The 23,514-nt window shown below is 66.7% G+C and carries 24 protein-coding genes; 14 read left to right on the top strand and 10 right to left on the bottom strand.

The features are described 5' to 3' along the window. Positions 1-21 precede the first annotated feature (21 nt). Positions 22-231, bottom strand: a complete 210-nt coding sequence (locus OG417_RS45485; protein WP_329243214.1) for a DUF2945 domain-containing protein — start codon at positions 229-231, stop codon at positions 22-24. Between the two features lie 286 nt (positions 232-517). Between OG417_RS45485 and OG417_RS45480 the strand changes: the two genes are divergently transcribed. Genes OG417_RS45480 through OG417_RS45465 form a run of 4 tightly spaced genes read left to right on the top strand, consistent with a single transcriptional unit; the run spans position 518 to position 3,604 of the window. After that, a complete protein-coding gene (locus OG417_RS45480) occupies positions 518-1,231 on the top strand; it encodes an ABC transporter ATP-binding protein (RefSeq protein WP_329243211.1) in 714 nt (237 codons plus the stop codon). Continuing rightward, complete coding sequence (locus OG417_RS45475; RefSeq protein ID WP_329243208.1) at positions 1,228-1,917, top strand: ABC transporter permease; 690 nt, start codon at positions 1,228-1,230, stop codon at positions 1,915-1,917. The genes OG417_RS45480 and OG417_RS45475 overlap by 4 nt, the downstream gene beginning before the upstream one ends. A 5-nt stretch (positions 1,918-1,922) precedes the next feature. Beyond that, positions 1,923-3,008: a sensor histidine kinase gene (locus tag OG417_RS45470; RefSeq protein WP_329243205.1), complete on the top strand. Its 1,086-nt coding sequence runs from the start codon at positions 1,923-1,925 to the stop codon at positions 3,006-3,008. Beyond that, on the top strand, positions 3,008-3,604 hold the full coding sequence (locus OG417_RS45465; RefSeq protein WP_329243203.1) for a response regulator transcription factor: 597 nt from the start codon (positions 3,008-3,010) through the stop codon (positions 3,602-3,604). The genes OG417_RS45470 and OG417_RS45465 overlap by 1 nt, the downstream gene beginning before the upstream one ends. A gap of 94 nt (positions 3,605-3,698) precedes the next feature. Here OG417_RS45465 and OG417_RS45460 read toward each other — a convergent pair whose 3' ends face one another. After that, positions 3,699-4,349 (bottom strand): DUF2249 domain-containing protein, encoded by a 651-nt coding sequence (locus OG417_RS45460; protein WP_329243200.1) that lies wholly within the window; start codon positions 4,347-4,349, stop codon positions 3,699-3,701. A 99-nt stretch (positions 4,350-4,448) separates the two neighbouring features. Between OG417_RS45460 and OG417_RS45455 the strand changes: the two genes are divergently transcribed. The 4 genes from OG417_RS45455 (at position 4,449) to OG417_RS45440 (ending at position 6,751) form a co-directional block, all read left to right on the top strand. After that, positions 4,449-5,144: a helix-turn-helix transcriptional regulator gene (locus OG417_RS45455; protein ID WP_329243196.1), complete on the top strand. Its 696-nt coding sequence runs from the start codon at positions 4,449-4,451 to the stop codon at positions 5,142-5,144. Between the two features lie 137 nt (positions 5,145-5,281). Next, positions 5,282-5,623, top strand: a complete 342-nt coding sequence (gene fdxA / locus OG417_RS45450) for a ferredoxin (RefSeq protein ID WP_329243193.1) — start codon at positions 5,282-5,284, stop codon at positions 5,621-5,623. Continuing rightward, a complete protein-coding gene (locus OG417_RS45445; RefSeq protein ID WP_329243190.1) occupies positions 5,620-6,336 on the top strand; it encodes a helix-turn-helix transcriptional regulator in 717 nt (238 codons plus the stop codon). Before fdxA ends, OG417_RS45445 begins: the two co-directional genes overlap by 4 nt. Before the next feature lies 1 nt (position 6,337). Further along, entirely contained in the window at positions 6,338-6,751 is a 414-nt protein-coding gene (locus OG417_RS45440; protein WP_329243188.1) for a hypothetical protein, read from the top strand. Positions 6,752-6,927: 176 nt separating this feature from the next. Here the strand turns inward: OG417_RS45440 and OG417_RS45435 are convergent, their stop codons facing one another. The 6 genes from OG417_RS45435 to OG417_RS45410 form a co-directional block, all read right to left on the bottom strand. Beyond that, a complete protein-coding gene (locus tag OG417_RS45435) occupies positions 6,928-8,091 on the bottom strand; it encodes a Vgb family protein (RefSeq protein ID WP_329243185.1) in 1,164 nt (387 codons plus the stop codon). A gap of 30 nt (positions 8,092-8,121) precedes the next feature. Beyond that, a complete protein-coding gene (locus tag OG417_RS45430) occupies positions 8,122-9,372 on the bottom strand; it encodes a cytochrome P450 (RefSeq protein ID WP_329243182.1) in 1,251 nt (416 codons plus the stop codon). Positions 9,373-9,454: 82 nt separating this feature from the next. After that, positions 9,455-10,063, bottom strand: coding sequence for a GTP-binding protein (locus OG417_RS45425; protein WP_442875618.1), 609 nt, complete (start codon positions 10,061-10,063; stop codon positions 9,455-9,457). Continuing rightward, positions 10,044-10,400 (bottom strand): DUF742 domain-containing protein, encoded by a 357-nt coding sequence (locus OG417_RS45420; protein WP_329243177.1) that lies wholly within the window; start codon positions 10,398-10,400, stop codon positions 10,044-10,046. Before OG417_RS45420 ends, OG417_RS45425 begins: the two co-directional genes overlap by 20 nt. Beyond that, entirely contained in the window at positions 10,400-10,816 is a 417-nt protein-coding gene (locus OG417_RS45415; RefSeq protein WP_329243174.1) for a roadblock/LC7 domain-containing protein, read from the bottom strand. The genes OG417_RS45420 and OG417_RS45415 overlap by 1 nt, the downstream gene beginning before the upstream one ends. Before the next feature lie 84 nt (positions 10,817-10,900). After that, the gene (locus OG417_RS45410; RefSeq protein ID WP_329243172.1) at positions 10,901-12,184 is read right to left on the bottom strand and encodes a sensor histidine kinase; all 1,284 of its coding nucleotides are present in this window, start codon (positions 12,182-12,184) and stop codon (positions 10,901-10,903) included. 397 nt (positions 12,185-12,581) lie between these two features. Between OG417_RS45410 and OG417_RS45405 the strand changes: the two genes are divergently transcribed. From OG417_RS45405 to OG417_RS45390, 4 genes are all read left to right on the top strand, one after another. After that, complete coding sequence (locus tag OG417_RS45405; protein WP_329243169.1) at positions 12,582-13,343, top strand: tyrosine-type recombinase/integrase; 762 nt, start codon at positions 12,582-12,584, stop codon at positions 13,341-13,343. Between the two features lie 304 nt (positions 13,344-13,647). Further along, positions 13,648-14,220 (top strand): hypothetical protein, encoded by a 573-nt coding sequence (locus OG417_RS45400; RefSeq protein ID WP_329243166.1) that lies wholly within the window; start codon positions 13,648-13,650, stop codon positions 14,218-14,220. 768 nt (positions 14,221-14,988) lie between these two features. Continuing rightward, entirely contained in the window at positions 14,989-15,771 is a 783-nt protein-coding gene (locus OG417_RS45395) for a DUF2637 domain-containing protein (protein ID WP_329243163.1), read from the top strand. 406 nt (positions 15,772-16,177) lie between these two features. Further along, complete coding sequence (locus OG417_RS45390; protein WP_329243160.1) at positions 16,178-16,411, top strand: DUF2637 domain-containing protein; 234 nt, start codon at positions 16,178-16,180, stop codon at positions 16,409-16,411. 919 nt (positions 16,412-17,330) lie between these two features. Here the strand turns inward: OG417_RS45390 and OG417_RS45385 are convergent. Continuing rightward, positions 17,331-17,738 (bottom strand): phosphoribosyl-AMP cyclohydrolase, encoded by a 408-nt coding sequence (locus OG417_RS45385; protein WP_329243156.1) that lies wholly within the window; start codon positions 17,736-17,738, stop codon positions 17,331-17,333. A gap of 807 nt (positions 17,739-18,545) precedes the next feature. Here OG417_RS45385 and OG417_RS45380 point away from each other — a divergent pair. Continuing rightward, the gene (locus tag OG417_RS45380; protein WP_329243153.1) at positions 18,546-20,540 is read left to right on the top strand and encodes an ATP-dependent nuclease; all 1,995 of its coding nucleotides are present in this window, start codon (positions 18,546-18,548) and stop codon (positions 20,538-20,540) included. Then, a complete protein-coding gene (locus tag OG417_RS45375; RefSeq protein WP_329243150.1) occupies positions 20,521-22,260 on the top strand; it encodes a UvrD-helicase domain-containing protein in 1,740 nt (579 codons plus the stop codon). The genes OG417_RS45380 and OG417_RS45375 overlap by 20 nt, the downstream gene beginning before the upstream one ends. 131 nt (positions 22,261-22,391) lie before the next feature. On the opposite strand, the gene OG417_RS45370 is transcribed toward OG417_RS45375, so the two are convergent. After that, entirely contained in the window at positions 22,392-23,489 is a 1,098-nt protein-coding gene (locus OG417_RS45370; protein WP_329243147.1) for a TIGR02679 domain-containing protein, read from the bottom strand. Positions 23,490-23,514 lie beyond the last annotated feature (25 nt).

Here is a 23,514-nt window from a genome sequence, read left to right as displayed (position 1 = left end):
GCACCTGATACGGGTAGGGCTCTAGAGCTTCGTCAGCGCGCGTCCTTTGTGCATGGCGATGTGATCGGTTTTGTCGCTCTTGATCTCATATTGCGGGTCGCTCTCACTGGCGTGGTGTACGTAGCCTTTGTATCCGACGTCGTGGGTGTGCTTCTTGACGATGACGCCTTCCACGTACCCGGCTTCGGAGTTCCATCTCACGTGGTCGCCGACGGCGAACTGCTCAGCCATTTCCGATCCTTTCAAGACGCGGACCCGGCCGGGAGAGCGGGGAAGACGGCCGACCGCGACGATCCCGCCGGCCGTGACCTCCGCCGGGTCCTCTTCCTTGGTTCGTGGCCTTCATCGAGGTCCTGCTCGGTGTGCCGGACACGAAACCCCGGGCGCCTTCTCCTGCGGCTGCCGCAGGTGCGCCCTCGGCTCGGGTGGAGGCGACGTGCCGGGTCCTCCGGATGGAGGATGCCGGGCGACGTGATGGGTGATGCCGCGCGATCCGGCTCGTCACGAACCTTGAGGCATGGAAGCCATCGAGGTGACGGACCTTCGCAAGAGCTACGGTGACACCCACGCCGTGGACGGGGTGACGTTCACGGTCATGGCCGGCGAGACGTTCGGGATCGTCGGCCACAACGGCGCCGGCAAGACGACGACCGTCGAGTGCCTGATCGGGCTGAAGCGACCCGACGCGGGCACGGTGCGGGTGCTGGGCGAGGACCCGGCGCGCAGGCGCCGGGCCCTGGCCCGGCGGATCGGGGCGCAGCTGCAGGAGAGCTCGCTGCCCGAGCGGATCAAGGTCGCCGAGGCGCTGCGCATGTTCGGCTCCTTCTACCGCGACACGGCCGACTGGCGGCAGGTGATGGAGCGCTGGAGCCTGCGACCGCTGGCGAGAAAGGCGTTCGGTGACCTGTCCGGCGGGCAGAAGCAACGGCTGATGCTCGCGCTCGCCCTGGTCGGCGACCCCGAGGTGGTCGTGCTCGACGAGCTGACCACCGGCCTGGACCCGATCGCGCGCCGGGAGACCTGGCGGCTGGTCAACGGGCTGAGTGCGGCCGGCACCACGGTCGTGCTGGTCAGCCACTACTTCGACGAGACCGAGGCGCTCTGCGACAAGGTCGCCGTCCTCGCCCGCGGCCGCGTGGTGGCCATGGGCGCCCCGGGCGACATCATAGCCCGGACCGGGACCGCCTCGCTGGAAGAGGCCTACTTCGCCCTGGAAGGAGCCGGCGGATGAAGGCGTTCACCGCGTTGACGGCCACCGAGCTGAGGCTGCTGTTCCGCGACCCCGCCTCGCTGTTCTTCATGATGGCCTTCCCTCTCATGCTGCTGGTGCTCAAGAACGGCGACGGCGGCGCGGTCCCCGGATACATCGCGATGATCGCCGCCATCGGCGGCATGGGCGCGCTGCCGGGCATCGTGGCCTCCTACCGCGAGCGCAAGGTGCTCAAGCGGCTGGCCGCCACGCCGATCTCGCCCGTTCTGCTGCTCGGCGCCCAGCTGATGGCGCAGATCGTCGCGGGTCTGGCCGGCTCGCTGCTGCTGGTGGTCGCGGCGATCACGGTCTTCGGCGCGGACGCGCCCGGCAACGTCCTCATGCTGGCCGCCGCCTTCCTGCTCTGCTCGACGATGGTCTGCTCGCTCGGCTTCGTCATCGCCGCCATCGTGCGCAACACCCGGGGCGCGAATCTGATCGGCATGCTGGTCATGTTCCCGATGATCTTCCTGGCGGGCGCGGCCGTGCCCAGGAAGGCCCTGCCCGACTCGATGCGCCGGATCGGCGACTACCTGCCCCTGACCCCGGCTGTGGAGGCCTTGGGCAAGGCCTGGTCCGGCACCGTCGCGGTCTTTCCTCTGCTGATCCTGGCCGGGATAATCGTCGCGGCCACGGCTTTCGCTGCCGCGCTGTTCCGATGGGAGTGAGGGGCGTGAACGTCTGGGAGGCGCGCTGGTTGCGCGCCTTCCACGTGCTCTACTACGCCTGCCTGGTCCTCGGACTCATCCTCTCGTTCGGCGAGAACGCGGCCCCCGACGTGCTGACGCTGGGGATTGTCGCGCTGATGGCCGGCTGGCACGGCCTCTTCGTCGTACGGCGGCCGCAGCTGCTCGGGCGGCTCAACCCGATGGCGGTCCACCTGGCGGTCCTCTGCGCGCTCTATGCCGCGCTGGTGATGCGGAACCGGTCCTTCGACGTGGTGATCTTCGGGCTGATGCCCCAGCCGTACGTGATGCTGACCAGCCCCTGGTCGTACGCGGGAGCGGTGGCGACGGTCCTCGGCACCTTCGCCGCCAGGGGTTATCTGGACGAGCCCGGCGCCGTGTGGCGGCTCATCGGGAGTTCTGGTCTGGTGGTGGCGATCGGGCTGTTCGTGGACCACGTGTCCAGGCAGAGCGCGCAGAACAAGATGGTCGGAGTGCTGGAGGAGCGGGCGAGGCTGGCCAGGGAGATCCACGACACCCTCGCCCAGGGGCTGAGCGGCATCACCACCCAACTGGAGGCGGCCGAGCAGGCGATGCCCGATCTGCCCGCCGTGCGGAAGAGGATCGCGCTGGCCAAGCAACTGGCGCGCGACAACCTCCAGGAGGCGCGACGCTCGGTCGACGCGCTGCGGCCGGGCCCTCTCGCCGACGCGCGCCTGGAGGCGGCACTCGCGGAGGTGGCCGCGCGGTGGTCACAGACGTCGGGGGTGCCGGCGACCGTGTCGGTGGAGGGCACGCCCCGGCCCCTGCCCGGCGAGGTGGGAACGACGCTGTTGCGGGCGGCGCAGGAAGGGCTGTCGAACGCGGCCAAGCACGCTCGGGCGGGCCGGGTGGCGATCACGCTGACCTACATGGACGACGAGGTCGCGCTGGACGTGTTCGATGACGGGACGGGCTTCGACCCGGCCGTGCGGAGCGCGGGTTACGGGCTGGCGGCCATGCGTGAGCGGGCCGGCAGCGTGGGCGGCACCCTGACGGTTGAGTCCGCACCTGGAGAAGGGACGGCCCTGTGCCTGCGCATCCCCTCAAGTTGATGATCGTCGATGATCACCCGGTGGTCCGCGATGGGCTGCGCGGCATGTTCGACCAGGTGGCGGACATCGAGGTGGTGGCGGAGGCCTCCGACGGGTTCGAGGCGCTGGCCATGGCACGGCGGACCCGGCCGCATGTGGTGCTGATGGACCTGCGCATGCCCGGCCTGGACGGACTCGGCGCCATCCAGCGGCTCCGTGCGGACCACCCGGAGATCAAGGTGATCGTGCTGACCACGTATGACACGGACGCGCACGTGACGCGGGCCATGGCCGCCGGGGTGGCGGGCTACCTGCTCAAGGACGCGCCAAGGGAAGAACTGCACAGGGCGGTCCGTACGGCCGCCGCCGGGGGAGCGGTGCTGGCCCCCGCGATCGCGTCCGCTCTCATCAACAAGCCCCCGGCCCAGGAGCCGAGCCCACGCGAACTGCAGGTCCTGCGTCTCGTGGCCCAGGGATCGGCGAACAAGGAAATCGCCAGAACCCTGCTGATCAGCGAGACGACGGTGAAGACCCACCTGAAACACGTCTTCGCCAAACTGGGCGTCGACAGCAGAGCCGCCGCGGTCGTCGTCGCCATGGAACGAGGGCTCATCTGACGTCTCCGCGTCGCCGGGCACGGACGAGTCAGGGCACGACTGGGCCGTAACCGGCTACCGGCGGCCAGGGCGGCCGGGCGGTGGTGGCCGCTGGTCATCGCCCCGCTCCGATCCGGCTGGTGTCGAGCAGCAGCGACTGCCGCCGCTGATGCACGGTGAGGTAGCGCAGACCCTCCGGACCCGCGGTGAACTGGCGCCGCGACCGGCGCGGCAGCCACACCAACGCGCCGGGGGTGAGCTCGAGATCTCCGCGTTCGGTCGCCAGCCGCCCACTGCCGGCCAGGACGTGGATCAGGACGTCGTGGTCGGGGCCCGTGTGAGCCTCGATCGTGCCGCCGGCGGGCAGGGCGATGATGTTGGAGTCGAGGTCGCGGTCGCGTACCTGGAGCTTCCAGACCGCACCGGTGATGTCGGCCTCGCCGCTGTGCGAGGCGGGATCGGCGGTGTCGGTGAGGATCCGGGGGAGCGGGGTGCCGGCGAGTTTCGTGATCCGGATCCGCCAGTCCCGCGGCTCGCGGTTGAGGTATTCCCACCCGAAGCCCCCGGCGTGATCGGTCTCGAACTCTTCGCGCAGATGCTTGGGGTCGTGGTCGTTGACCAGCACGAACGACCCGCCGACCGGGAGTTCGGCGTACGCGGCGAAAATCGTCGGATGCTTGTCCGGCTTGCGGAGCGGGCGAACGTCCAGCTCCTGGTCGGGCTCCTCTTGCTGGGACCGGTGGGTGTCGGCGGTGCGCTCGGCCACGGGTTCTCCTCCTCGACGGTGTTTTTACAAGACTCTATTGTATAAACTAAAGGTCATGACGTACGGGATCGGCCGGCCGTGTGTGCCGCCGGGGAAAGCGTGACCTCGCGGCTCCACGGGCAGAGCTCGCGGGGCAGGCCGGGACGGCGCGAGGACGTGCTCGCCGTGCTGCGAGAGGCGTCCTCGCCCCAGTCGATCGTCGAGATCGCCGACCGGGTGGGGGTCCACCCGAACACGGTCCGCTTCCACCTCGACGTGCTCACCGAGAACGGGCAGGTCGAACGAGTGACGCCAGAGCACCGCTCGCCGGGGCGGCCGCCGCAGTTGTTCCGCGCGGTCCGCCGGATGGACCCGAACACCCCCAGGCGCTACCGGGTCCTCGCCGAAATCCTGACGCAGTCTCTCGGCGAGGATCCCGACCCGAGCGGTCGCGCGGTCGAGGCGGGCCGTGCCTGGGGCCGGAGCCACCATGACCCCGCGGGCGCGACCGAGGAGCCGGTGAAGCGCCTGGTCGCGCTGCTGGACGAACTCGGCTTCGGCCCGGAGGTAGAGGAGGGCGACGACGCCGGCGAGCCGCCGTCGATCGGCCTGCACAGCTGCCCGTTCCTGGAGCTCGCGATGAGCCGGCCGCAGGTCACCTGTCCGATCCACCTCGGTCTGATGCAGGGGGCCATGGACGCGTGGGAGGCCGGGATCAGCGTGGACCGGCTCGACCCCTTCGTGGAGCCCGATCTGTGCCGAGCCCATCTCAGATCTCGGCCCACCTCAGGAGTCTCGCGGACGGATCGAACCTGAAGGCGGGCGGCTCCTCGCCGGTCAGCCGCCGGCGGCCCGGCAGGTCCAGCCCTCGGGTGTCCCACCCCCGCGTCCGCGCATGATTTTAGAGGACTATAGTCCTTTAAAAAGAGGCTCTGAAGGGAAGGGGGAGTCCGGTGACCTACGTGATCGCGGAGCCTTGTGTGGATGTGCTGGACCGGGCGTGTGTGGAGGAGTGCCCGGTCGACTGCATCTATGAGGGGGCCCGCGCGCTCTACATCCATCCCGATGAGTGCGTGGACTGCGGGGCCTGCGAGCCGGTGTGCCCGGTGGAGGCCATCTACTACGAAGACGACGTGCCGCGGCAGTGGTCGGCGTTCACCGAGGACAACGCCGCGTTCTTCACCGAGGTTCTGCCCGGCCGCACCGAGCCGCTCGGTTCGCCGGGCGGGGCGTCCAAGCTGGGCCGCCTCGGCACGGACACGCCGATGGTCGCCGCGGTCAAGGAGTCCGCGTGAGCGTCCAGGAACGGGCACGCGCCCACGGCGCGCTCGCGCTACCGGCGAGAGTCGCGGTGCTGGAGCATCTGCGAGCGTCCCCGCATCCGTTGGACGCCCGCGCGCTGGCGACCGCGACCGGCCAGCACGTGACCACGATCCGGTTTCACCTCGACGTACTGATCGAGGCCGGACTGGTCACCGCCACCGGGGAGCGGCCGCACGGCCGTGGACGGCCACGGACCCTCTACGCGCCCGCCTTCAGAAACGGCGGGGCGCCGGGTGGGGCCTACCAGGAACTCGCCGATGTGCTGGCCGCCCACTTCGACACCACGCCGGCGCGGCGCAGACGACGCGCGGAGCGGGCGGGAGCGGACTGGGCCGCCCGGCGGCTCGGCTCTTTGCCGGAGACCACCCCATCGCCTGCCTCATCGTCCGCCGAGGCGCGGCGCCGGGTCACCGGAATGTTCACCGAGATGGGCTTTGATCCCGAAGCGGCCTCTGACGGCCGGGTGCTGTTGCACGACTGCCCGTTCCGCGACATCGCCCGCGCCCATCCCGACGTGGTGTGCGCCGCCCATCAGGGCCTGCTCACCGAGCTACTGGCTCGTCTCGACCCCTCCAGGCCCGCTTCCACATTGGAGCCCTTCGTACGGCCGGGCGTGTGTGTGATCACCTTCGATGATGATCCCATCGCCCGCGCCGGCGCCCGGCCGGAACCGGAGGGGTCCTGAGATGAGCGGTCTCGCCGCGGCTCTTGCCTTCACGTGGTTCGGGATGGTGATCGCGATCTCCTTCCTCGAAACACCACTGAAGTTCCGGGCACCGGGCATCACCGTGCCCCTCGGCCTGGGGATCGGACGGTTGGTGTTCAAGGCGTTGAACATCGCCGAGTCAGCCCTGGCCGTTCTCTTTCTGGCCGCGCTGGCCACGGGACATGTCAACGTCGGCGGATGGATTCCCGCCGTCGTCGCCGCGGCCTGCCTGATCGTCCAGATGACCGTGCTGCGTCCCGCGCTGGATCGACGTGCGGCGGTCGTCATCACAGGCGGTGAGGTCGCGCCGTCCCGGCTCCATCTCGGCTACGTCGCTGTCGAAGTGATCAAAGTCTTCGCCCTGGTCACCGCCGGTGCACTGTCGCTGGCCTGACCCCCGTCGATCGTACGGTAGGCGGTGATTCCTGCTCGACCTACGGGCCTTCGGGACCTCGCGCCGTTGCCCGCGGCTTCCGCGGACGTCAAGGATGCCTCCTGGCCGTCCGCCCTGATCCAGGTGACGATGAACCGCGTCGGCGGCCGATGGCTCCTGGCCAAGTTGGCATACGTCTAGGAAATGATCAGCTGGCCGACTTTGTTGGCGGTGAGTTCGGCGAACCAGATCGACCCTGGTTGCTGGTTGTTGATGTCGCAGGGGCTCGACAGCGATGACGGGGTCGGGTAGGTCGCGATCTTTTGTGTCGCCGGATCGAAGGCGGCCATGCGGTTGCCCAGTCCGATGCTGCCGGCGAAGTTCAGGGGGAAGTACAGCCTGCCGTCGCTGCCGGTGACGATCGGGCCGGGGATCGGGAGGGGGTTGCCGATGCTGATGCCGTTGAGGAGCCCGCTGAGCAGACCGTCCGTTCCGAGGAGCGGATATTCGGTGATTTTGCCGGTGGCGGGGTCGATGCGGGCGAGCTTCATCGCCAGTTCTTCGGTGACCCAGATGGCGCCGTCGGGGCCGGTGGTGACGCCGAGGGGGAATGACAGGGGCGTCGGCATCGTGTAGGAGGTGATCTCTTTGGTGTCGACGTTGATGGAGTAGACCTTGTTCTCCAGCGGCATGTCGGTGACCATGGTGCGGCCCGGACCGGGCTTGATGATCCCGAACAGTGCCTGCTCGGCGCCGAGGACCGTGGGCAGCTGATACTTGGTCATCGTGTGGGTCGCCATGTCGATGCGGCCTACCGAGTTCAGCCCGCCGAGGGTGAACCACATCGCGTTGTCGGGGCCCTTGCTGATGTCGTTCGCCAGGCCCAGGCCCACGTGCAACGGGAGCTCGAGCGCCTTCACACTGAGGGCGTTCGCCCAGGGCAGGCGGAGTTCTCGCATGGCGCCGGAGTCGGGGTCGATACGGAGCAGGCTGTTGCCCGTGACCTCGGTGGACCAGATCGCCCCGTCCTGGCCGACTTCCTCCCCGCCCGGTACCGACAGCGGCATCGGCGTGTTGAACTCGGTGAACCGGCCGGTCGCGGGGTCCATCCGGGCGAACTGGCCGGCAAGGTACTGCTCCACCCAGAGCCGCCCCTTGAGGTCGAACTCCACCTCACAGGCGCCCGAGAGCGGCCCTGTTGGCAGCGGACCATACTCGACCACGTGAGGTTCGGTGGCTCGTGCGCCGGTCGCGGAGGAGAGGATCGCCGTACCCGCGAGGAGGGCGCAGCCGAACACGCTCTGCAGCCGGTGTGCGGTCTTCCGCAGGTATGAGCGCGGACGCGTGATGAGGTGTGGCATGCCTGCTTCCGTTCTTGATCGAGCGCCGGTTCAGCGTCCGGCGACGTAGGCGGGGGTGAAGATGACGGGGAGAGCCGTCAGGCCGCGCATCTGCATGGACGGCCGCCAGACGAGGTCCTCGGGCTCGACCGCGAGTACCGTGTCCGGGAGCCGGTCCAAAAGAACCTCGACGGCCGTTTGGGCCATGACCTCGGCGAGTTCCGGGGCCGGATGCGGGCACCGGTGCTCACCGTGGGCGAATGCCATGTGGGCGTGGTTTCCTCCGGGGCCGGTGTGCGGGTCCAGCCGTATCTCCGGATCGGCGTTGGCTCCCGCGAGGCCGAGGACGAGCCCGTCGCCCGTGCGGATGTGCCGCCCGCCGAGCTGGGTGTCGCGGGTCGCCCATCGCCCGAGGCTGTTCTGCCCGGGGGTGTCCTCCCACAGCACCTCGTTCAGCGCTTGCCCGACGCTGCGGCGCCCTCCCGCCAGCGTCAGCGCGAACCGGTTGTCGGTGAGCATCAGCCGCAGGGTGTTGCCGATCCAGTTGGCCATGGCGTCCTGGCCCGCGGTCAAGGTGATGATGAGGTCGTGGGTGAGCTCCTCGTTGGTCAGGTTCGAGGCGTGGGCCAGCATGCGTGAAGGGATGTCGGGGCCAGGGCTCTCACGCTTGGTCTGCAGGAGCTGATTCATCGTGGCGGCGAACCGCTGGTACGCCTCGGCGGAGCCGTTCATCGCCTCGACCACGTCGCGTGCCAGCTCCGGGGCCTCCTCCTCCGGCAGGCCGAACATCCAAGCTGCGACGAGCACCGGCAGGAGGCTGGCGAACTGGGTCATCAGGTCGGCCTTGCCGTTGCCGGCGAACGAGTCGATCAAGCCGTCGGCGATCCGCTCGCACTGGAACCGCAGCTCGAACTGGTCGACGCCGGAAAGCGCACTTCTGATCGCCGCGGCGTGCCGCTCGTGTTCGGCCCCGTCGGTGAACAGCACCGACGGCTGATAGGCGATGAAGGCCATCAACGGCCAGTCGGGCGGCACCCGGTCCCATACGTTCCAGCGGCGGCAGTCACGGCTGAACAGCTTCGGATCGTTCAGCACCTGGTGGAGCTGCCGGTAACCGATCACGAGCCAGGCGGGAATATCGCCCTGGAGCATCACCGGGACGACCGGACCGTGCTGTCTCCTCATCTCCCGGTACAGCTCGACCGGCCGGGTCTGATAGCGCGGCCCGTACAGGGGGACGGCGTCGGCGTGGTCGGGGTAACCCGGCGGTGCGGAACCTGCCACCTGCGGTGAGTCGGTCATGAGGTTTCTCCGTATGGTCTTGTGGGCCTCGCCCGCTCGTTTCGGCGAGGTGACCAACGCCGGGCAGAGGCCCGGATCGGTCTCATCGCGTGTTCTCCGCGGCGGCGGACAGTGCGTGAATGTGGTTGACCAGTTCGATCAGCACGGTCTTGCTGGAGTCACGGCGGCGTGCGTCACATTCGATCAGCGGGATGTGGGCGGACAGGTCGAGTGCGTTCCGTACCTGGTCCAGCGTGTAGACCGGTCCGCCGAAGTCGTTGCACGCGACGACGAACGGCGTCTCCTGATGCTCGAGACGGTCGATGGCGTACCAGGAGTCCTCCAGGCGGCGGGTGTCGATGAGGACGACCGCTCCCAAGGCCCCCAGAAACAGCCGGTCCCACAAGAACCAGAACCGCTCCTGCCCGGGCGCACCGAACAGGTAGAGGACCATCTGGTCATTAAGGCTGATCCGCCCGAAGTCGAACGCGACCGTGGTCGTCGTCTTGTCCCGCACGTCAAAGGCGTCGTCGACTCCGACGCCGGCTCGCGTCATCGTCTCCTCGGTGCTCAGCGGGCGAATCTCGCTGACCGAGCGGACCATGGTCGTCTTGCCGACGCCGAACCCGCCGACGATCACGATCTTCAGGCCGGTGGTGGCGGTCTTCCGCAACGGCGTGAGGAGGGCCTGATCAGAGGTTCTGGAGTCCAATGAGTACCTGCTTCAGGAGTTCGACGTCGGGTAGCTGCGACCGGCGGAAGGTCGGCACGGGAGTGCGAGCGGTGACGTGGCCGGTGTCGAGCAGATCGGCAAGGAGGATCTTCACGATGGTGACCGGCAGCCCGAGCTCGGCGGAGATCTCCACGACCGACAGCGGACCGGTGCACATCGCCAGGATCTTGGCGTGTTCGGACTGCATCCCCGGCTCGGGACCGGACTCGCTGACGATCAGCGTGACGATGTCGAGCCGGTTCTCGTCCGCGTGGCTGCGTCCGCCGGTCACCGTGTACAGCCGGTCCGGCTCCTCGCCGTCGAACCGCGGGCTCATTATGACCGGCTGCCTGGTCGGCCTTTGCGGGGTGCGGCGACCAGATGCTCGCCGAGCTGCTCGACCAACTCGTCCATGTTGTGGCCGATGAGACCGACGTCGGACTCGTCGTTCGCGATGACGGCGAGGTGGGCTCCTTCTCCGGCCTCCACGATGAACAGCAGGCCGCCGTGGAATTCGGTCATCGACTGCCGCACACCGCCGTTGCCATCACCGAACTCGGCCGACGCGCCATGCGCGAGGCTCTGGATGCCCGATGCGATGGCGGCCAGTTGGTCGGCCTGATCCACGGTCAGTCTGGACGTGTGGCACAGCTTCAGGCCGTCACTCGACAGAACCAGGGCATGGCGTGTCCCCGGCGTCCGCGCGAGCAGATTCTCCAGCAACCAGTCGAGCTTGGGATCTGCGGTTTTCATAGAAATATGGGCGAGAATCCGGTGATTTCGGACTGGAAGGTCCCCGCCCCGCCTCCAATCTGTTGTGTGGCCAGGCCCGGACCGTCAGCGGTCATTGCCGTCGTCGGTGCCGTCCGGGGAGGACGCGGCTGCCTGACCGCGGGTCGCCTGCCGGAAGGCACGGAATCGCGCTCCCGCGTCGGCGGTTCGCTTCGCGGTAACGGGCCTCGATGCGGCCTGCTTAGCGGAGGTGGACGAGGAGTAGGTCTGCCCCCGTCGGCGTTGGGGCAGCCGAGAGGAATTGTTCGCCCCGGACCGGAGGTCCCGCTCCGCGGTCTCCGCCTCCATGGGCGCCACCTCTCGCGCTGGGCGGGAGGCGGTGGCGCCGCCCGTACGTACAGGCCCGCCGACGCGCGTCGCGGAGGCCGGACGGATAACGGCGGCCTCACCGGACACCTGCGTGATGAGCTGCTGCGGGAGCAGGACCACGGCTCCGGTGCCGCCGCGTGAGGAGGGCCGGAAAGACACGGTCAGGCCGTGCTTGCGCGCCAGGCAGCCCACCACCGCGAGCCCCAGCCGTGTTCCCGAGAGCGTCGTCAGGTCGAGAGGCTCGGTGGAGACCGCCCGCCTCGCTCGTTCGAGTGCGGCGGGAGTCATCGCCAGGCCGGCGTCCTCGATCGTGACGATGACGCCCGCCTGTACTTCCTCGACGTACACGTACACCAGGTCGGAGGGAGGCGAGAAAATGGTGGCGTTGTCCATCAACTCGGCGAGCGCGTGCATCACACCTTCGGCGGCGTACCCGGCGACCGCGACGGTGCTGGTCGAGTGCACGCGCACCCGCTGGTACGCGCTGATACGGCCGACCGCACCACGCAGAACGCTTTCCATCACGATCGGCTTGGTCCAGCGCCGTCCCGAGCGGGCCCCGGTCAGCACGGCGATGCTGTCGGCCAGCCGGCCCGCCTGGGCGGTGCTGTGGTCCAGCCGCAAAAGGTCACCGAGGACCTCTTCACCGTGACGGTGCTCCATCTCGCGCAGATCGGCGAGCATGGTGGTCGCCAGGGCCTGAACCCGGGCCGCGGCGTTCGCGCAGGCCGCCATCGCGGCGTCCCGCATACGTTCACCCCGGCCGACCTCCTGGGCGGCGGTACGAAGCACGCGCCGCTGCGCCTCGTCTGCCGGGAGGGCGATCTCCGCCAGCACGGTGTCCGCCGACGCGCCCTCGCGCAGACGCTTCACCATCGCCGGCAGGACATCATCGGCCAGGCGGGCGATGTCGGCCTCCATCACCTCGACGCGCTTGCGCAGCGCGCGTGCGTCATGGAGGAAATAGGTCGCGACCGCGACCGCGGCACAGACCACGGCCGCCGCCACTCCGGTGAACATGACCACGACAGTGCGATATGCCGGCTGGGCGGCTGCGGTCGCCGCAAAACACCCGCCACCGGTAACGACCAGCGTGACCAGCAGGATGAGCACCGCCCGATCCATCGGCTGGAGTTCCGCGCGGTGACGAGCTGAAAGGGCCGCTGACATCGATCAAATCCTCATCGGCTCGCAGGGCAGAGGAAACCTAAAGCCGCCGATACCGGCTCCTGACGCGGGCCGAAGCACCGCCGTGTCCGACGATGCTGTGTCGCGGGCCTCACCGATATCTGCACCGGCTCTGGATGGTGAGTCTCATGATCACGAGGAGGAAGACTAACGGTTCCGTGGCTGTCGCGTAACAAGAAGTGACATGTCCCGACATGATCCAAATATTGCCGTTGTCCCCATCACGCGGGTGCCGGCCACAACGGTTCCTCCCGTTCCCCGCGCCGCCGCGCAGCTGCTCCTGAACGCGGTCGCCAACCCCGCGCAGGCCCGGCAGCTCCTCGCCGCGGTGACCTACGTCGGTCGACTGTCCGGCCGCGCCGCACGCATGCGCGCGATGTACGCGTGCATGTACTACGGCGGCCCTCGCCCCTCCGAGGCGATCGGTCTCCGGCGGCAAGACTGCGAACTACCCGACCTGTGTGCCTGCACCCGCGACTGCTCGTGCGATCTCCCGGCTTCCGCATGGGGCAGGCTGACATTGACCAAGTCACGGCCCAGGCCAGGCAAGCTCTACACCGACAGTGGAGAGGGCCACGACGACAAGGGCCTTAAACGGCGCCCGGTTGGTGACAAGCGCGTCGTCCCCATCCCGCCGGAACTGGTCCGCATCCTCACCGAGCACCTGGAGCAGTTCGGCACAGCGGAGGACGGTCGGCTGTTCGCCACCTCTACCGGCGGCACCACCTCCGCGTCGGCGGTCTGGCGCATCCGGCACGCCGCCCGGCTTATCGGCCTTTCCCCCGAGCAACAGGCCACACCCCTGGCAGGCCGCCCGTACGACCTCCGGCACGCCTGCGCGACGCTGCTTCTCAACGCCGGTGTCCCCCCGAAGGAGGTCGCACGCCGCCTGGGCCACAGCATGGAGGTCCTGTGGAAGGTCTACGCAGGCTGCCTCGACGGCGACGAGGAACGCATCAACCGCCTGATCGAAAAGGCGCTCGCGACGTGAGGCCGTGGCTTCATCCGCGAGAAGGCCCCAAGTGTCTGCGAGCTTCGGCCCCCCTTCACTCTTTGGTTGATGACCAATCCGCGAAAGGCAGCCCCGTTCATGACCTGGCGATGCGGCTCGCCGCACGTCCTGTCATGCCGAGTTGTGCGGGGCTTGGCGCCCCGGCTGCTTCACGACTGCCTCACGCGACCGATCGGCGGCCACCACTCAGAAGCCGATCCGACGCTCTCATGCTTGACCAAGTGAACGGATACAACTTACTGTTACTTACAGTAAGTTATAGTAAACGAACGAAGGGGTGCTGATGAAGGTAGGTGGCCGGGACTTCGACCTCACGAAGCAGGAGGTGGAGGCCCGCATGGCGGGTGAGGATGCTGAACTGATTCAGAAGCACATGGTCGAGGTCAACGGGCAGATGTTCCCGCCCAAGCAGGTCCTCGGGCACGTCACTGGATGGGACCGCACAACGTTCACGACCATGGAGGCGCAACGCGTACTGACCCGGATCGGGTTCGTGTGTACGAAGGCGCGTGCAGGGCGGATCCGGGAAGCAGGCCAGTTCATCATGGACGCCGCCCGCGACTCAGTTCAAGAGACGATGAGCGACCACGGTGACGCACATTTCGAGCGCGGGTTCAGTGCGGCCGCCGGCATCGCGCTGCGGCAAATCCAGAAGAGGCTCGATGACTTGAGGGAGCAGATGAAGGGCAAAGGCCTCAGCCAGGCTGAGCAAGCGTTCTACGCCCATCTTGACGAGCTCAAGTCCGAGATCGAAGCCGATTGCGACCGCTACTGGCGAGGTAGCGGCGTGGACTGGCGTCCACTCAAGCCTGTGGCCAAGGCTGTCATCCGGCGCACCGACGAAACGAGGTCATAGCCGAGGCGCCAGACTCGCGAGCGATAAGCCCTGCCGGGAACGACCGAACGTGGCTTCCCGTGCCTGCGAACGCGGCAACCCGAATCAACCTCGCCCCCCGCGCCTCTACGCCGCCAAGAAACGTACGCCCTGGCATCCGGATCTGCCGCTGACAGGTTGATCGCCTCTGCCGAGATCGCGCATCGGAGCCCACCGCTGAAGGTTTCGGCTACGGCGGGGGTTGCGTCCACGGACATGATGGGTGAGGTTTCGCTGGTCATAGGCGTGGCGTCGAGGATGTCGTCGACCTTGACCGCTGCACCCGCGGATCCGTGATCGTCAGCGAGAACGATGTCCGCGCCGGCCAGCGTTGCAGGCCACGGCTCATCCCAGGGTCATCCGCTTTTCTCTGGCTGACGTGGGCAGATGCCCCCGGTTTCATCCCGCGTATATCCCGCGACCAGCGGCCGAGGGCTGCTTCTGGTGGCTTGCGGCTGCACACATGCGAAACCCCGGCGACCGGTGTTCATGCTGGTCAGCCGGGGTTTTCCTTGATCAGGTGGGTGCCCCCGGCAGGGGACGCAGAACATGGGAAACTCCCGCTGACCAGCCGATACTTCGTCAGCTAGTGGTCGAGTCGGTTGTTTCGTTGCCGCGACCGCCGCGAGGGGTGCACGCGATTCGCGCGGCAGAGCAGCGGCGTGCGGCGTCATCACCGAATAAGCACTCGGCCGAAGCTGGTGATCAGTGATGCGGGCCGCTGATCGGGCGATCCGGTGGGCGACGACCTTGAGCGTGGTGGTGCTCGCTGGGATTGCGGCCGTGCTGTCGTACAAGCACATGTTCATCTTGGTGCGGCGGTATGGGGAGACGTCGTGGACGTCGGCTTTGTTGCCGGTCTCGGTGGATGGGATGATCATTGCCTCGTCCATGACGTTGCTGGCTGACTCCAGGAACGGTCAGCGGAGTGGGCTCTTGCCCTGGACATTGCTGGTCGTCGGCAGCGCGGCGAGCCTGGCGGCGAACGTGGCCGTCGCCGAGCCCTCAGCAGTGGGTCGGCTGATCGCGGCGTGGCCAAGCTGCGCGTTGATCGGTTCATATGAGCTGCTAATGCGCCAGGTACGGCACACCGCAGCCCGGAAGGCGCCGCTCGTGCTACAAGTGCCTGCTGCGAGGCCCGCGGCAGAGGGGGTCGGATCATACGCGCCGCACACGATGCTGGTCAGCGAAGATCCCGCAGCATACGACACTCATACGTCCGCGTCCGAACCGATCACAGCCTCCTACGATGCCCAGACGGACAGCTCCGAGGAACTCATACATGACACAGATAAGGCTCATCCGCGCGGGCCTGCGCAGGTAAATCGAGGGCGTGCGCGACCGAGACGGTCGACCTCGGAGCTGCAACATGCGGCATGGCAGTGGGCGATCGCTAACCGCACACCGGCCGGAAATCTCCCCTCCGGTAAAGCGATCGCCGAACGCTTCGGTCGCCGCGAACGCTGGGGCCGGCTTGTCAAACAGACGGGCACAACCGGCGGCTTTGGCCAGAAGAGCGCTGCGCAGATATGAACCACGTGGAGGATGCCGCACAGATGGGAACGGGTGTGACCTGCATGTTTACGACGGTCGGCTAGTGATCGGCGGTCGTTTCGTGATCAGTAGATGACCACTACCGTGCCCGGGTAGCCCGTAGAAACGGGTGACCAGCGACGATAGCGAAAGCGCAGGTCAGCGATGCCGATTGAGCGCAGTTGAACCCCGTTCAGCGAGGCTCTAGGAAGTCGGCGTCGCCCAATCGTCGCCCAGAACTGCGGGCGCGCGATATCGACGGAGGTCCATCAGCCGGGTCGCCTGCTCTGGGCGTGATGGGGGTTCGAGTCCGAGGCCGGAGGCGAACCAATTTCCCACCATCGTCATCCCTCTCGGGCATGTCGACGTCGCCTCGCTGGTCGACGGCCCGGAGGCGTAAGGGATCATGGCGAATCCTCAGCCCGGCTGGGCGGATCGGTCTATCCGGTGGACGACGACTCTCAGTATGGTGGTGTTGGCTGGGATCGCGGCGGTGCTGTCGTACAAGCACATGTTCATCCTGGTCCGGCGGTACGGAGAGACGTCATGGACGTCCACCCTGTTGCCGGTCTCGGTGGACTGGATGATCGAGGCCTCGTCGAATGACGTTGCTGGCCGACTCCCGGAATGGGCAGCATAGCGGGCTCTTGCCTTGGAGCCTGTTGGTCATTGGGAGCGCGGCGAGTCTGGCGGCGAACGTAGCGGTCGCCGAGCCTTCTGCGGTGGGTCGGCTGATCGCGGCGTGGCCGAGTTGTGCGTTGATCGGCTCGTATGAGTTGTTGATGCGCCAGGTACGGCACGCTGCCGCCCGGAAGGCGCCGCTCGCGACACAGATGCCTGACATGAGCCCCGCATCAGACGAGGTTGGGTCATACGTACCTCATACGAGGCTGGCCGGCGATGACACTGGCTCATACGGCACGCATACGTCCGCGGCCGAACCGATCACAGCCTCACACGACGACCAGACGGGCAACGGCGCGGCGCTCGTACAGGACATAGACGAGTTTCATCCGCATGGTCCTGCGCAGGTGAATCGAGGGCGTTCACGTCCGAGGCGCTCGACGTCGGAGCTGCAACGTGCCGCATGGCAGTGGGCGATCGCCAACCGCACACCGGCCGGAAACCTTCCCTCTGGTAAAGCGATCGCTGAACGCTTCGGTCGCCGGGAACGCTGGGGCCGGCTGGTTAAACAGACGGGGAATAACCGGCGGCTTTGGCCAGAAGAGCGCTGCGCAGGTGTGAATCCCATGGCGATGCCAGACAGATGGGAACGGGCGTGACCTGCGTGTTTTCGACGGCCAGCTTGTGATCGACGGCCGCTTCACGGTCGGATGAACACCGTTACGGGGAAACTTTGTACGGCGGGTTCGCAGGCGGGCCGTGCGGTAAAGGACCTGTCCGGGGCAGGAACCTCGCCGCCCGGCCTACCCAACCGCCCGCCCCAAGCAATACCGCGCTATCGCCACCCGCTACGACAAAACCGCCCGGGCCTACCAAGGCATGATCGACCTGGCCACGCTGCTCAACTGTCTTTGAGGACAGGCTCTAGCGCCCGTTCATCGGACGTGCTCTAGCGACGCCTCGTCGACGATCGCGCGGTAGTAGCAAGTAGGTCGTGGTGCACCCGAGGACGACTGGGTGTGGCAGGCTCCGCCGGTCGTCCGGCGTACCACGTAGAGCAGGGAGTTTTGTTCGCAGTTGACGCGGATGTCGACCAGTGTCAACGTGTCGCCGGAGGTTGCGCCCTTTCGCCATAGCTCGTTGCGCGAGGTCGACCACAAGACCGCGATCCGCTCACGCAGCGAGACCTTCACGGCTTCCTCGTTGGCGTATCCCACGAAGAGGACGTCACCGCTGTCATGGTCCTGCAAGACGACGGGAAGGACGTCGGCCCCCGTCGCGGCGACCTTGGCGAGCTTGCCGAAATCTAGATCAAGCGCGATGCCTTCTTCGAGTTGGTTCACCCGCTCATCTTGGCCCAGCGATGAAGCCGGCCGCACGCCCGACACGGCACCTTGTGACAACATGATCCATAAACCAGTACTGCGGCGAGATGATCGTGTTCCGTTCCTGCCCAGGCGCCGCGATGAGGCATGGTAAGCGCCGATCTGTTGTCCCTCAGTATGCGATGGTCACCATTGCTGGTCCGCCGGGTGACGCCCGGGCGCGTTGCTGTAGCGGCATGTTGCACGGGATGGGCGACGACAACGTCAACGCGTGGGCCCGCGAACGGTTGACCCGGCGATGCCGATGGCTCGGTAAAACTGAGGAGCCCGGGAGCCGGGGTTCTCCAAGGAACGCCGGTTGGAGCCGCAGATCACGATCGGGCTGATGGTACTCGCGTACGCCGATGACGATTACGCCACCGCCGCCACGTCTTTCGGGAAACCCGTCTGCGGCAGACCTTTCGCAGGCGGCAATTCCGACTTCCAGTCCAAATCGTTCGTCTCCGTCGCGCCGGGCAGCCACCGCGGTGTCAAGGAGCCCGTCGGTCAACGGCCAAGGCCCGATCTGAGTGTCGCGAGCGTCAGCGAGGGATGCCTCCATACATCGCGACAGTGACACGCGGATCTCTATCTGGAGTAACGCGCACCTTCGTCACGGGGTGATCAAGCGGTGCAGACGGCCGGTCGAGTGTAAGCAGGCGATATGTCTGCCTAGTGTATATAGTGCGCTTCAAATCCGGCATCGCGTCCATGTTGAGAGCTTGGAGATGGCAAGATGTCCCTCCTGTACCAGGTTGCGGGGGCATGTGCGGGGAGGAACGGCGGGTGGGGAACGAACTGAGTCGCTCAGGCATGTACTTGCGGAGCCTGGGCGTCAAGAATTTTCGGTCGTGCAAGGACACCTCTGTAGAGCTGAGGCCGGACATCACGCTTCTGGTAGGGGAGAACAATTCTGGGAAATCGAACCTCATCGAGGCGATCCGGTTGTGCACCAGTCCGCTCAACCCGCGGAGCACTCGGTGGTTCGATCAGAGTGATCGCTCTCACGGCAGCGAGGAATCCGAGGTCGAGTTCACGACGATCTTCGACGGATTAACGGCGATCCAGTGCGCTCACTACACGACGGCCCTCAATGTGCTGACCAACCAGGCCCACTACAAGACCGTTTATCCCGTGGTCCAGTCTGGGCGGCGAGCGCGGCCGGTGTTCACAGCGGGGCCGTTCGATGGGCCTGACGGCGAGCCGGAAAAGCGGGAGCAGATCGCGCACGTGTACCTGGCGCCGCTGCGGGACGCGCGCAGGGAACTCGACTCGGCGGATAACGGCCGGCTGTTGCGGGTGATCGAGCAGTTGACGACCGATGATGAGCAGAAGTCACTGGTCGAGGATGTCAACGAGGTGTTTGCGGGATTGGCTGCGCACCCGGTGCTCACCACGACGACGGGTGCTATCCAGGAGCATCTGGATGACATGACGCTGTCGGTCCGTGGCCAGAAGGTCAATGTGACCTTCCAAGACTATGAGCTCGCGCGGCTCACGCGGGGCTTGCGTGTGAAGATGGCTGAGCATGGCGTCAGCCCCGCCGACCTTGCCGAATCGGGACTCGGCTATGCCAACCTGCTGTTCATCGCTACCGTCATCCTGGAGCTGCGCAATGCCAAGGATGCCGAACTGACACTCTTTTTGGTTGAAGAACCCGAAGCCCACCTCCACCCTCAGCTCCAGGCGGTCCTCCTCGACTACCTGCAAGAGCAGGCGACCAGCTCGGTCAAGGACGACTCCGTCGGCCCTGCCGGCCGTATCCAGGTCATCGCCACGACTCATTCGGCGAACCTGGCTAGCAGCGTCGACATCCAAAACGTGGTCGTTCTTCGGGCCGGGGACACGCAGATCGATATCGAGGAAGGCCGGAGCGGAGCAGCAGAAAGACCGCTCCACCGCTGGACCCGTGCTCTTCCACTGGCCAACGCGAAACTCGACACACACGACTTCAGAAAGATCAACCAATACCTCGACGCGACCCGTGCCGGAATCCTGTTCGCACGCCGAGTCCTGCTCGTCGAGGGAATCGCAGAAGCCGTCCTGCTGCCCGTCATCGCCCGCCACTGCGTCCTGGTAGGGGATGAGGAGAACCAGCAACGCCTGCGGCGCGCCTTCCACAGCGTCACCATCGTCAACGTCGGCAGCGTCGACTTCGCCCCGTACATCTCTCTCCTCCTCGGAGACATCAACGGCTCCCGGCTGTTGGATCACCTTGTCGTCATCACCGACGCCGACCCACCCCTACCACCCGATCCAGATACGTCGCCCGACCACACCACGGACCTGCAAATTCCCCCTCCACGACCCGCGGCTGGCCCCGGAACGGACGGCGCACACGAGGACATCACCGCGGAAGAACACGAAAGCGGTGACGTCGGGGAGACCGAAAGCGCCAATCGGCGAGACCGGCTACTCGAACACGCCAAGTCCCTCGGCGCGGCCGGGCATCTGTTCGTCGGTGAAGCTCCGCACACCCTGGAAGCTGATCTCCTGACTCCCGACGGCAACGAAACGGTCCTGCGCGGCGCCTACCTGAAACAGCATCCCAAGTCAGCGAAGGCCTGGAACTCGATCACCTCAGATTCCGATCCGACGGTGGCGTTCTACCGGAAGCTCTGCACAAACAAAAAGTTCATCAGCAAGGGCGAATTCGCCCACGACGTGGCCATCACCATCGAAGAAGGTCACCCCTTCACCGCGCCCCTCTACCTGCGCGAAGCGATCCTGTCTGTCCTGGGCGAGCTCTCCGGGGTGGCACATGACAACGCCGCTCACTGATACGCAGCTGGCCCTGGCCACCTCGCCGGTCAGCACCTTCGCGATGGCGTGCCCGGGCGCGGGCAAGACCAGAGCGATCGTCGAGCGGTTCCTGAGGCGGACCCAGGAGGAACCCCGCAAGGGCGTGGCCCTGGTGTCCTTCACCAACACCGCTATCGAGGAAATCAAGATCCGGTGCGCGGACCGCACCGACGCCGTCCGCGCCCCGAACTTCCTCGGGACGTTCGACGGCTTCCTCCACCGGTTCATCGTGACGCCGTTGTTTCCCCACGTCTACGGGATCCACCCGCGTTACGTCCAAAGCTGGGACGATTTGAGGAGCGCCAAGTTCACCACGGGGCACACCGGCTATCAGTTGCCCATCAAACTGTCCTGGTTCGACTACGCCCACGATGGAAAAGCCCATCTCAAGATCGATGAGATCCCCCCGCCCATAACCGACGAGTTCAAAAAGCTTCTGGCGCTTCACCGCGACGAGATCGAAAAGCGAGCAGGGCAGACCTATCTCCGGTTCCTGAGGGCCGGAACGGTGACCTGCGATGCGGCCCGGGTGCTGACCTCCCGATTCCTGACCTCCCGCAAAGGCCCGGACACGCTGAGGAGGCTGGTTGGAGTCCGCTTCGCTGAGATCATCGTCGACGAAGCCCAAGACTGTGGCGAAGAGGAACTCGCGGCCCTGGAGTTCCTCCGACAATGCGGAGTGACCATCGTTATGGTCGGTGACCTCGACCAATCGATCTTCGAGTTCAGGCGCGCCCTGCCCGACAAGGTCGCCGCCTACGGAGCCAGCCTGCCCTCGACCGTGGCAATGACCGAGAACTTCCGCAGCTCGCCTGCAGTGTGCAGCTTCAACAACGCGCTGCGTTCAGGCCCGATGACCGAGAGCGCCGCAGGCGCCCACGCAAGCGTCACCACCCCCGTCATCCTCATCAGCTACACACAGCCGTCCACAATCGCCGCACAGGTCATCACGCTCGGACAGCGGTACGGCATCGCAGCAGCAGACCTCGTGATCCTCGCCCACCGGGAGAAGGACGGGCTCAAAGCAGTCGGCAAGACCGCGTTCACGCTGTCGTCCAACCGTGTCCTAGCCATCGCCGACGCTGGCCGTCAGCTTCGCTCGCAAACCTTCGACGCCAAGAGCCGACAAGCCGCCATCATCAAAGTCGAAAAGCTGATCGTGGACAGCGTTCTTGGTATCGATCCCGGCCACCGGACACATGACCGTGTTTGCGAAGAGGAGGGCATCGACCCGCGCTGGCTTCGCGACCTCGCCGTCAGGATCGCGACCCGCCTCGACCCGGCCGGCATGACCGCCGCCGCATACGCCAAGGCCGTACGAGCCTGTCTGGCCTCGACTGACTGGGGCTGCCGCACCCCGCAGGCGAACCTCGGCAATATCATCAAGGCCCCGTCAGCGGCCGACTGGGCCAAACTCATCTCCGCAGGACAACATGACGGGCTCGCCACCTCCACCGTCCACCGGGCAAAAGGACGCGAGTATCGAGGAGTCGCACTCGTTTTGCCGCAGATGAAAAGCGGGCAGCGGACGGTCCTCGACGATTGGGAACTGGGCACGGACAGCGAGGCCCGACGGGTCCTGTACACAGCCGGGTCCCGCGCACAAGAACTTCTCATCGTCGCAGCTCCACAGCGACACGCCGACCGTGTGGCGAAACTCTTCGTACGCGACTCGATCATCCATGCGATTGACAGGTAACGGCCGTGCCGTTTTCCCGGCGGGAGGCCCAGCTGGGAATGCACGGGCGGAAACCGAGAGGTAGTTACCCGGCCCCAGGGTCCTGCGACACAGCGATCCAACGAGGCGGATGAGAGCCGCGTTGAGGACTCTCATAGCGATGGCGGTCGGTGATCGAAGATTGCCCGGAGAAGCTCATCGTGCTCTTGGAAGATCGCAGCTCTGCCGCCAGGCGGGGTGATACCGCGGTCCGCGTTGGTGGTGGCCGGTTCCTGATCGTCGCCGTCGGAGCCGGCGCGGTGGTGCGGCGGAGGTGTTGGTCTGGTTCCGTTGCCGGTAGAAGAGGGTGGATAGGTGATCATTTTTGCACCATAGGTTTCTGTGACGTTGGCGGCGATGCGCAGGCCGTGGTCGTCGAGGTCCCCGGCGTAGCGCAGGGGGATGTTCTGGTCGGTGGCGAGTTGCAGGAGCGCGTGGTCGACGCTTCCGAGCTGCCCGCTGGTGCAGGCCAATGGCGGCGGGTCTGGGAGAAGGAGTGCGGCTTCGAGGACGGAGGGGTTTTCCACGATGGTCAGAGTTTGGTCGGGGGCGAACGTCGGTGGCGTCAGAGTGAGGTCGAGGAGGGTGAGCGGGACTGGATTGGGGGAGTCGCGGAGGCGGCGGTCGATCGGGCCGTCGCCGATCGTGTTGACCCTGTGGAGGAGAACGGTGGCCGAGAGGCGGTCGGCGATGACGCCGTGCCGGAGCAGCAGGGCTCGGATGAGATCGGGGCGGGTCGGCTCGGGGCAGGAGGCGAGTTCCGCGATGGCGGTGACTAGGCGTGCGCCGTTGAGGGTGTCGAGGTCGAAGTAGTGCGGGTCGCCGGTGCAGTCATGGGCCAGCTTGGGGAGGCTGACGGGTGGATGGGCGGGAAGTCGGTCGAGCGCGTAAGCAAGGCCATCGATAAGGAACCGTGTTGCGGTGTCGTCTTCTGCGACGCCGGCGGCACGAAGCCGGGCGACGAGGCCTGGGACGCGGTGGAGTGTTCGTGTGGCGTAGTCCCAAAGGTCACGGCGGCGAGCGGAGGCGTGTTGGCGTTGGTGGGCGCGGTTGATGATGGGCTTGCCCACGGCTTGCTCTGTGAGGGGTACGAGATCGGCCGGGGCAAGGTTCAGCACGCTGGTCAAGCGCCGGATCTGGACGGTCGCGCCAGCGGGATCGGTGGACACGGCGGAGCTGCCGCGGCGGCGTCGCCCGGTATCGTCGAGCATGGAACGAAGCGTGGCGACCCCGGCC

Source organism: Actinoallomurus sp. NBC_01490 (assembly GCF_036227085.1).
GTDB lineage: Bacteria > Actinomycetota > Actinomycetes > Streptosporangiales > Streptosporangiaceae > Actinoallomurus > Actinoallomurus oryzae.
This window is presented reverse-complemented; position numbering and strand designations above follow the sequence as displayed.

Excerpts from the sequence above, each read along its gene's own strand:
- OG417_RS45485 (WP_329243214.1), bottom strand. The coding sequence starts at position 231 with ATGGCTGAGCAGTTCGCCGTCGGCGACCACGTGAGATGGAACTCCGAA.
- OG417_RS45480 (WP_329243211.1), top strand. The coding sequence starts at position 518 with ATGGAAGCCATCGAGGTGACGGACCTTCGCAAGAGCTACGGTGACACC.
- OG417_RS45475 (WP_329243208.1), top strand. The coding sequence starts at position 1,228 with ATGAAGGCGTTCACCGCGTTGACGGCCACCGAGCTGAGGCTGCTGTTC.
- OG417_RS45465 (WP_329243203.1), top strand. The coding sequence starts at position 3,008 with ATGATCGTCGATGATCACCCGGTGGTCCGCGATGGGCTGCGCGGCATG.
- OG417_RS45440 (WP_329243188.1), top strand. The coding sequence starts at position 6,338 with ATGAGCGGTCTCGCCGCGGCTCTTGCCTTCACGTGGTTCGGGATGGTG.
- OG417_RS45435 (WP_329243185.1), bottom strand. The coding sequence starts at position 8,091 with ATGCCACACCTCATCACGCGTCCGCGCTCATACCTGCGGAAGACCGCA.
- OG417_RS45430 (WP_329243182.1), bottom strand. The coding sequence starts at position 9,372 with ATGACCGACTCACCGCAGGTGGCAGGTTCCGCACCGCCGGGTTACCCC.
- OG417_RS45420 (WP_329243177.1), bottom strand. The coding sequence starts at position 10,400 with ATGAGCCCGCGGTTCGACGGCGAGGAGCCGGACCGGCTGTACACGGTG.
- OG417_RS45415 (WP_329243174.1), bottom strand. The coding sequence starts at position 10,816 with ATGAAAACCGCAGATCCCAAGCTCGACTGGTTGCTGGAGAATCTGCTC.
- OG417_RS45410 (WP_329243172.1), bottom strand. The coding sequence starts at position 12,184 with ATGTTCACCGGAGTGGCGGCGGCCGTGGTCTGTGCCGCGGTCGCGGTC.
- OG417_RS45400 (WP_329243166.1), top strand. The coding sequence starts at position 13,648 with ATGAAGGTAGGTGGCCGGGACTTCGACCTCACGAAGCAGGAGGTGGAG.
- OG417_RS45390 (WP_329243160.1), top strand. The coding sequence starts at position 16,178 with ATGGCGAATCCTCAGCCCGGCTGGGCGGATCGGTCTATCCGGTGGACG.
- OG417_RS45375 (WP_329243150.1), top strand. The coding sequence starts at position 20,521 with ATGACAACGCCGCTCACTGATACGCAGCTGGCCCTGGCCACCTCGCCG.
- OG417_RS45370 (WP_329243147.1), bottom strand. The coding sequence starts at position 23,489 with ATGCTCGACGATACCGGGCGACGCCGCCGCGGCAGCTCCGCCGTGTCC.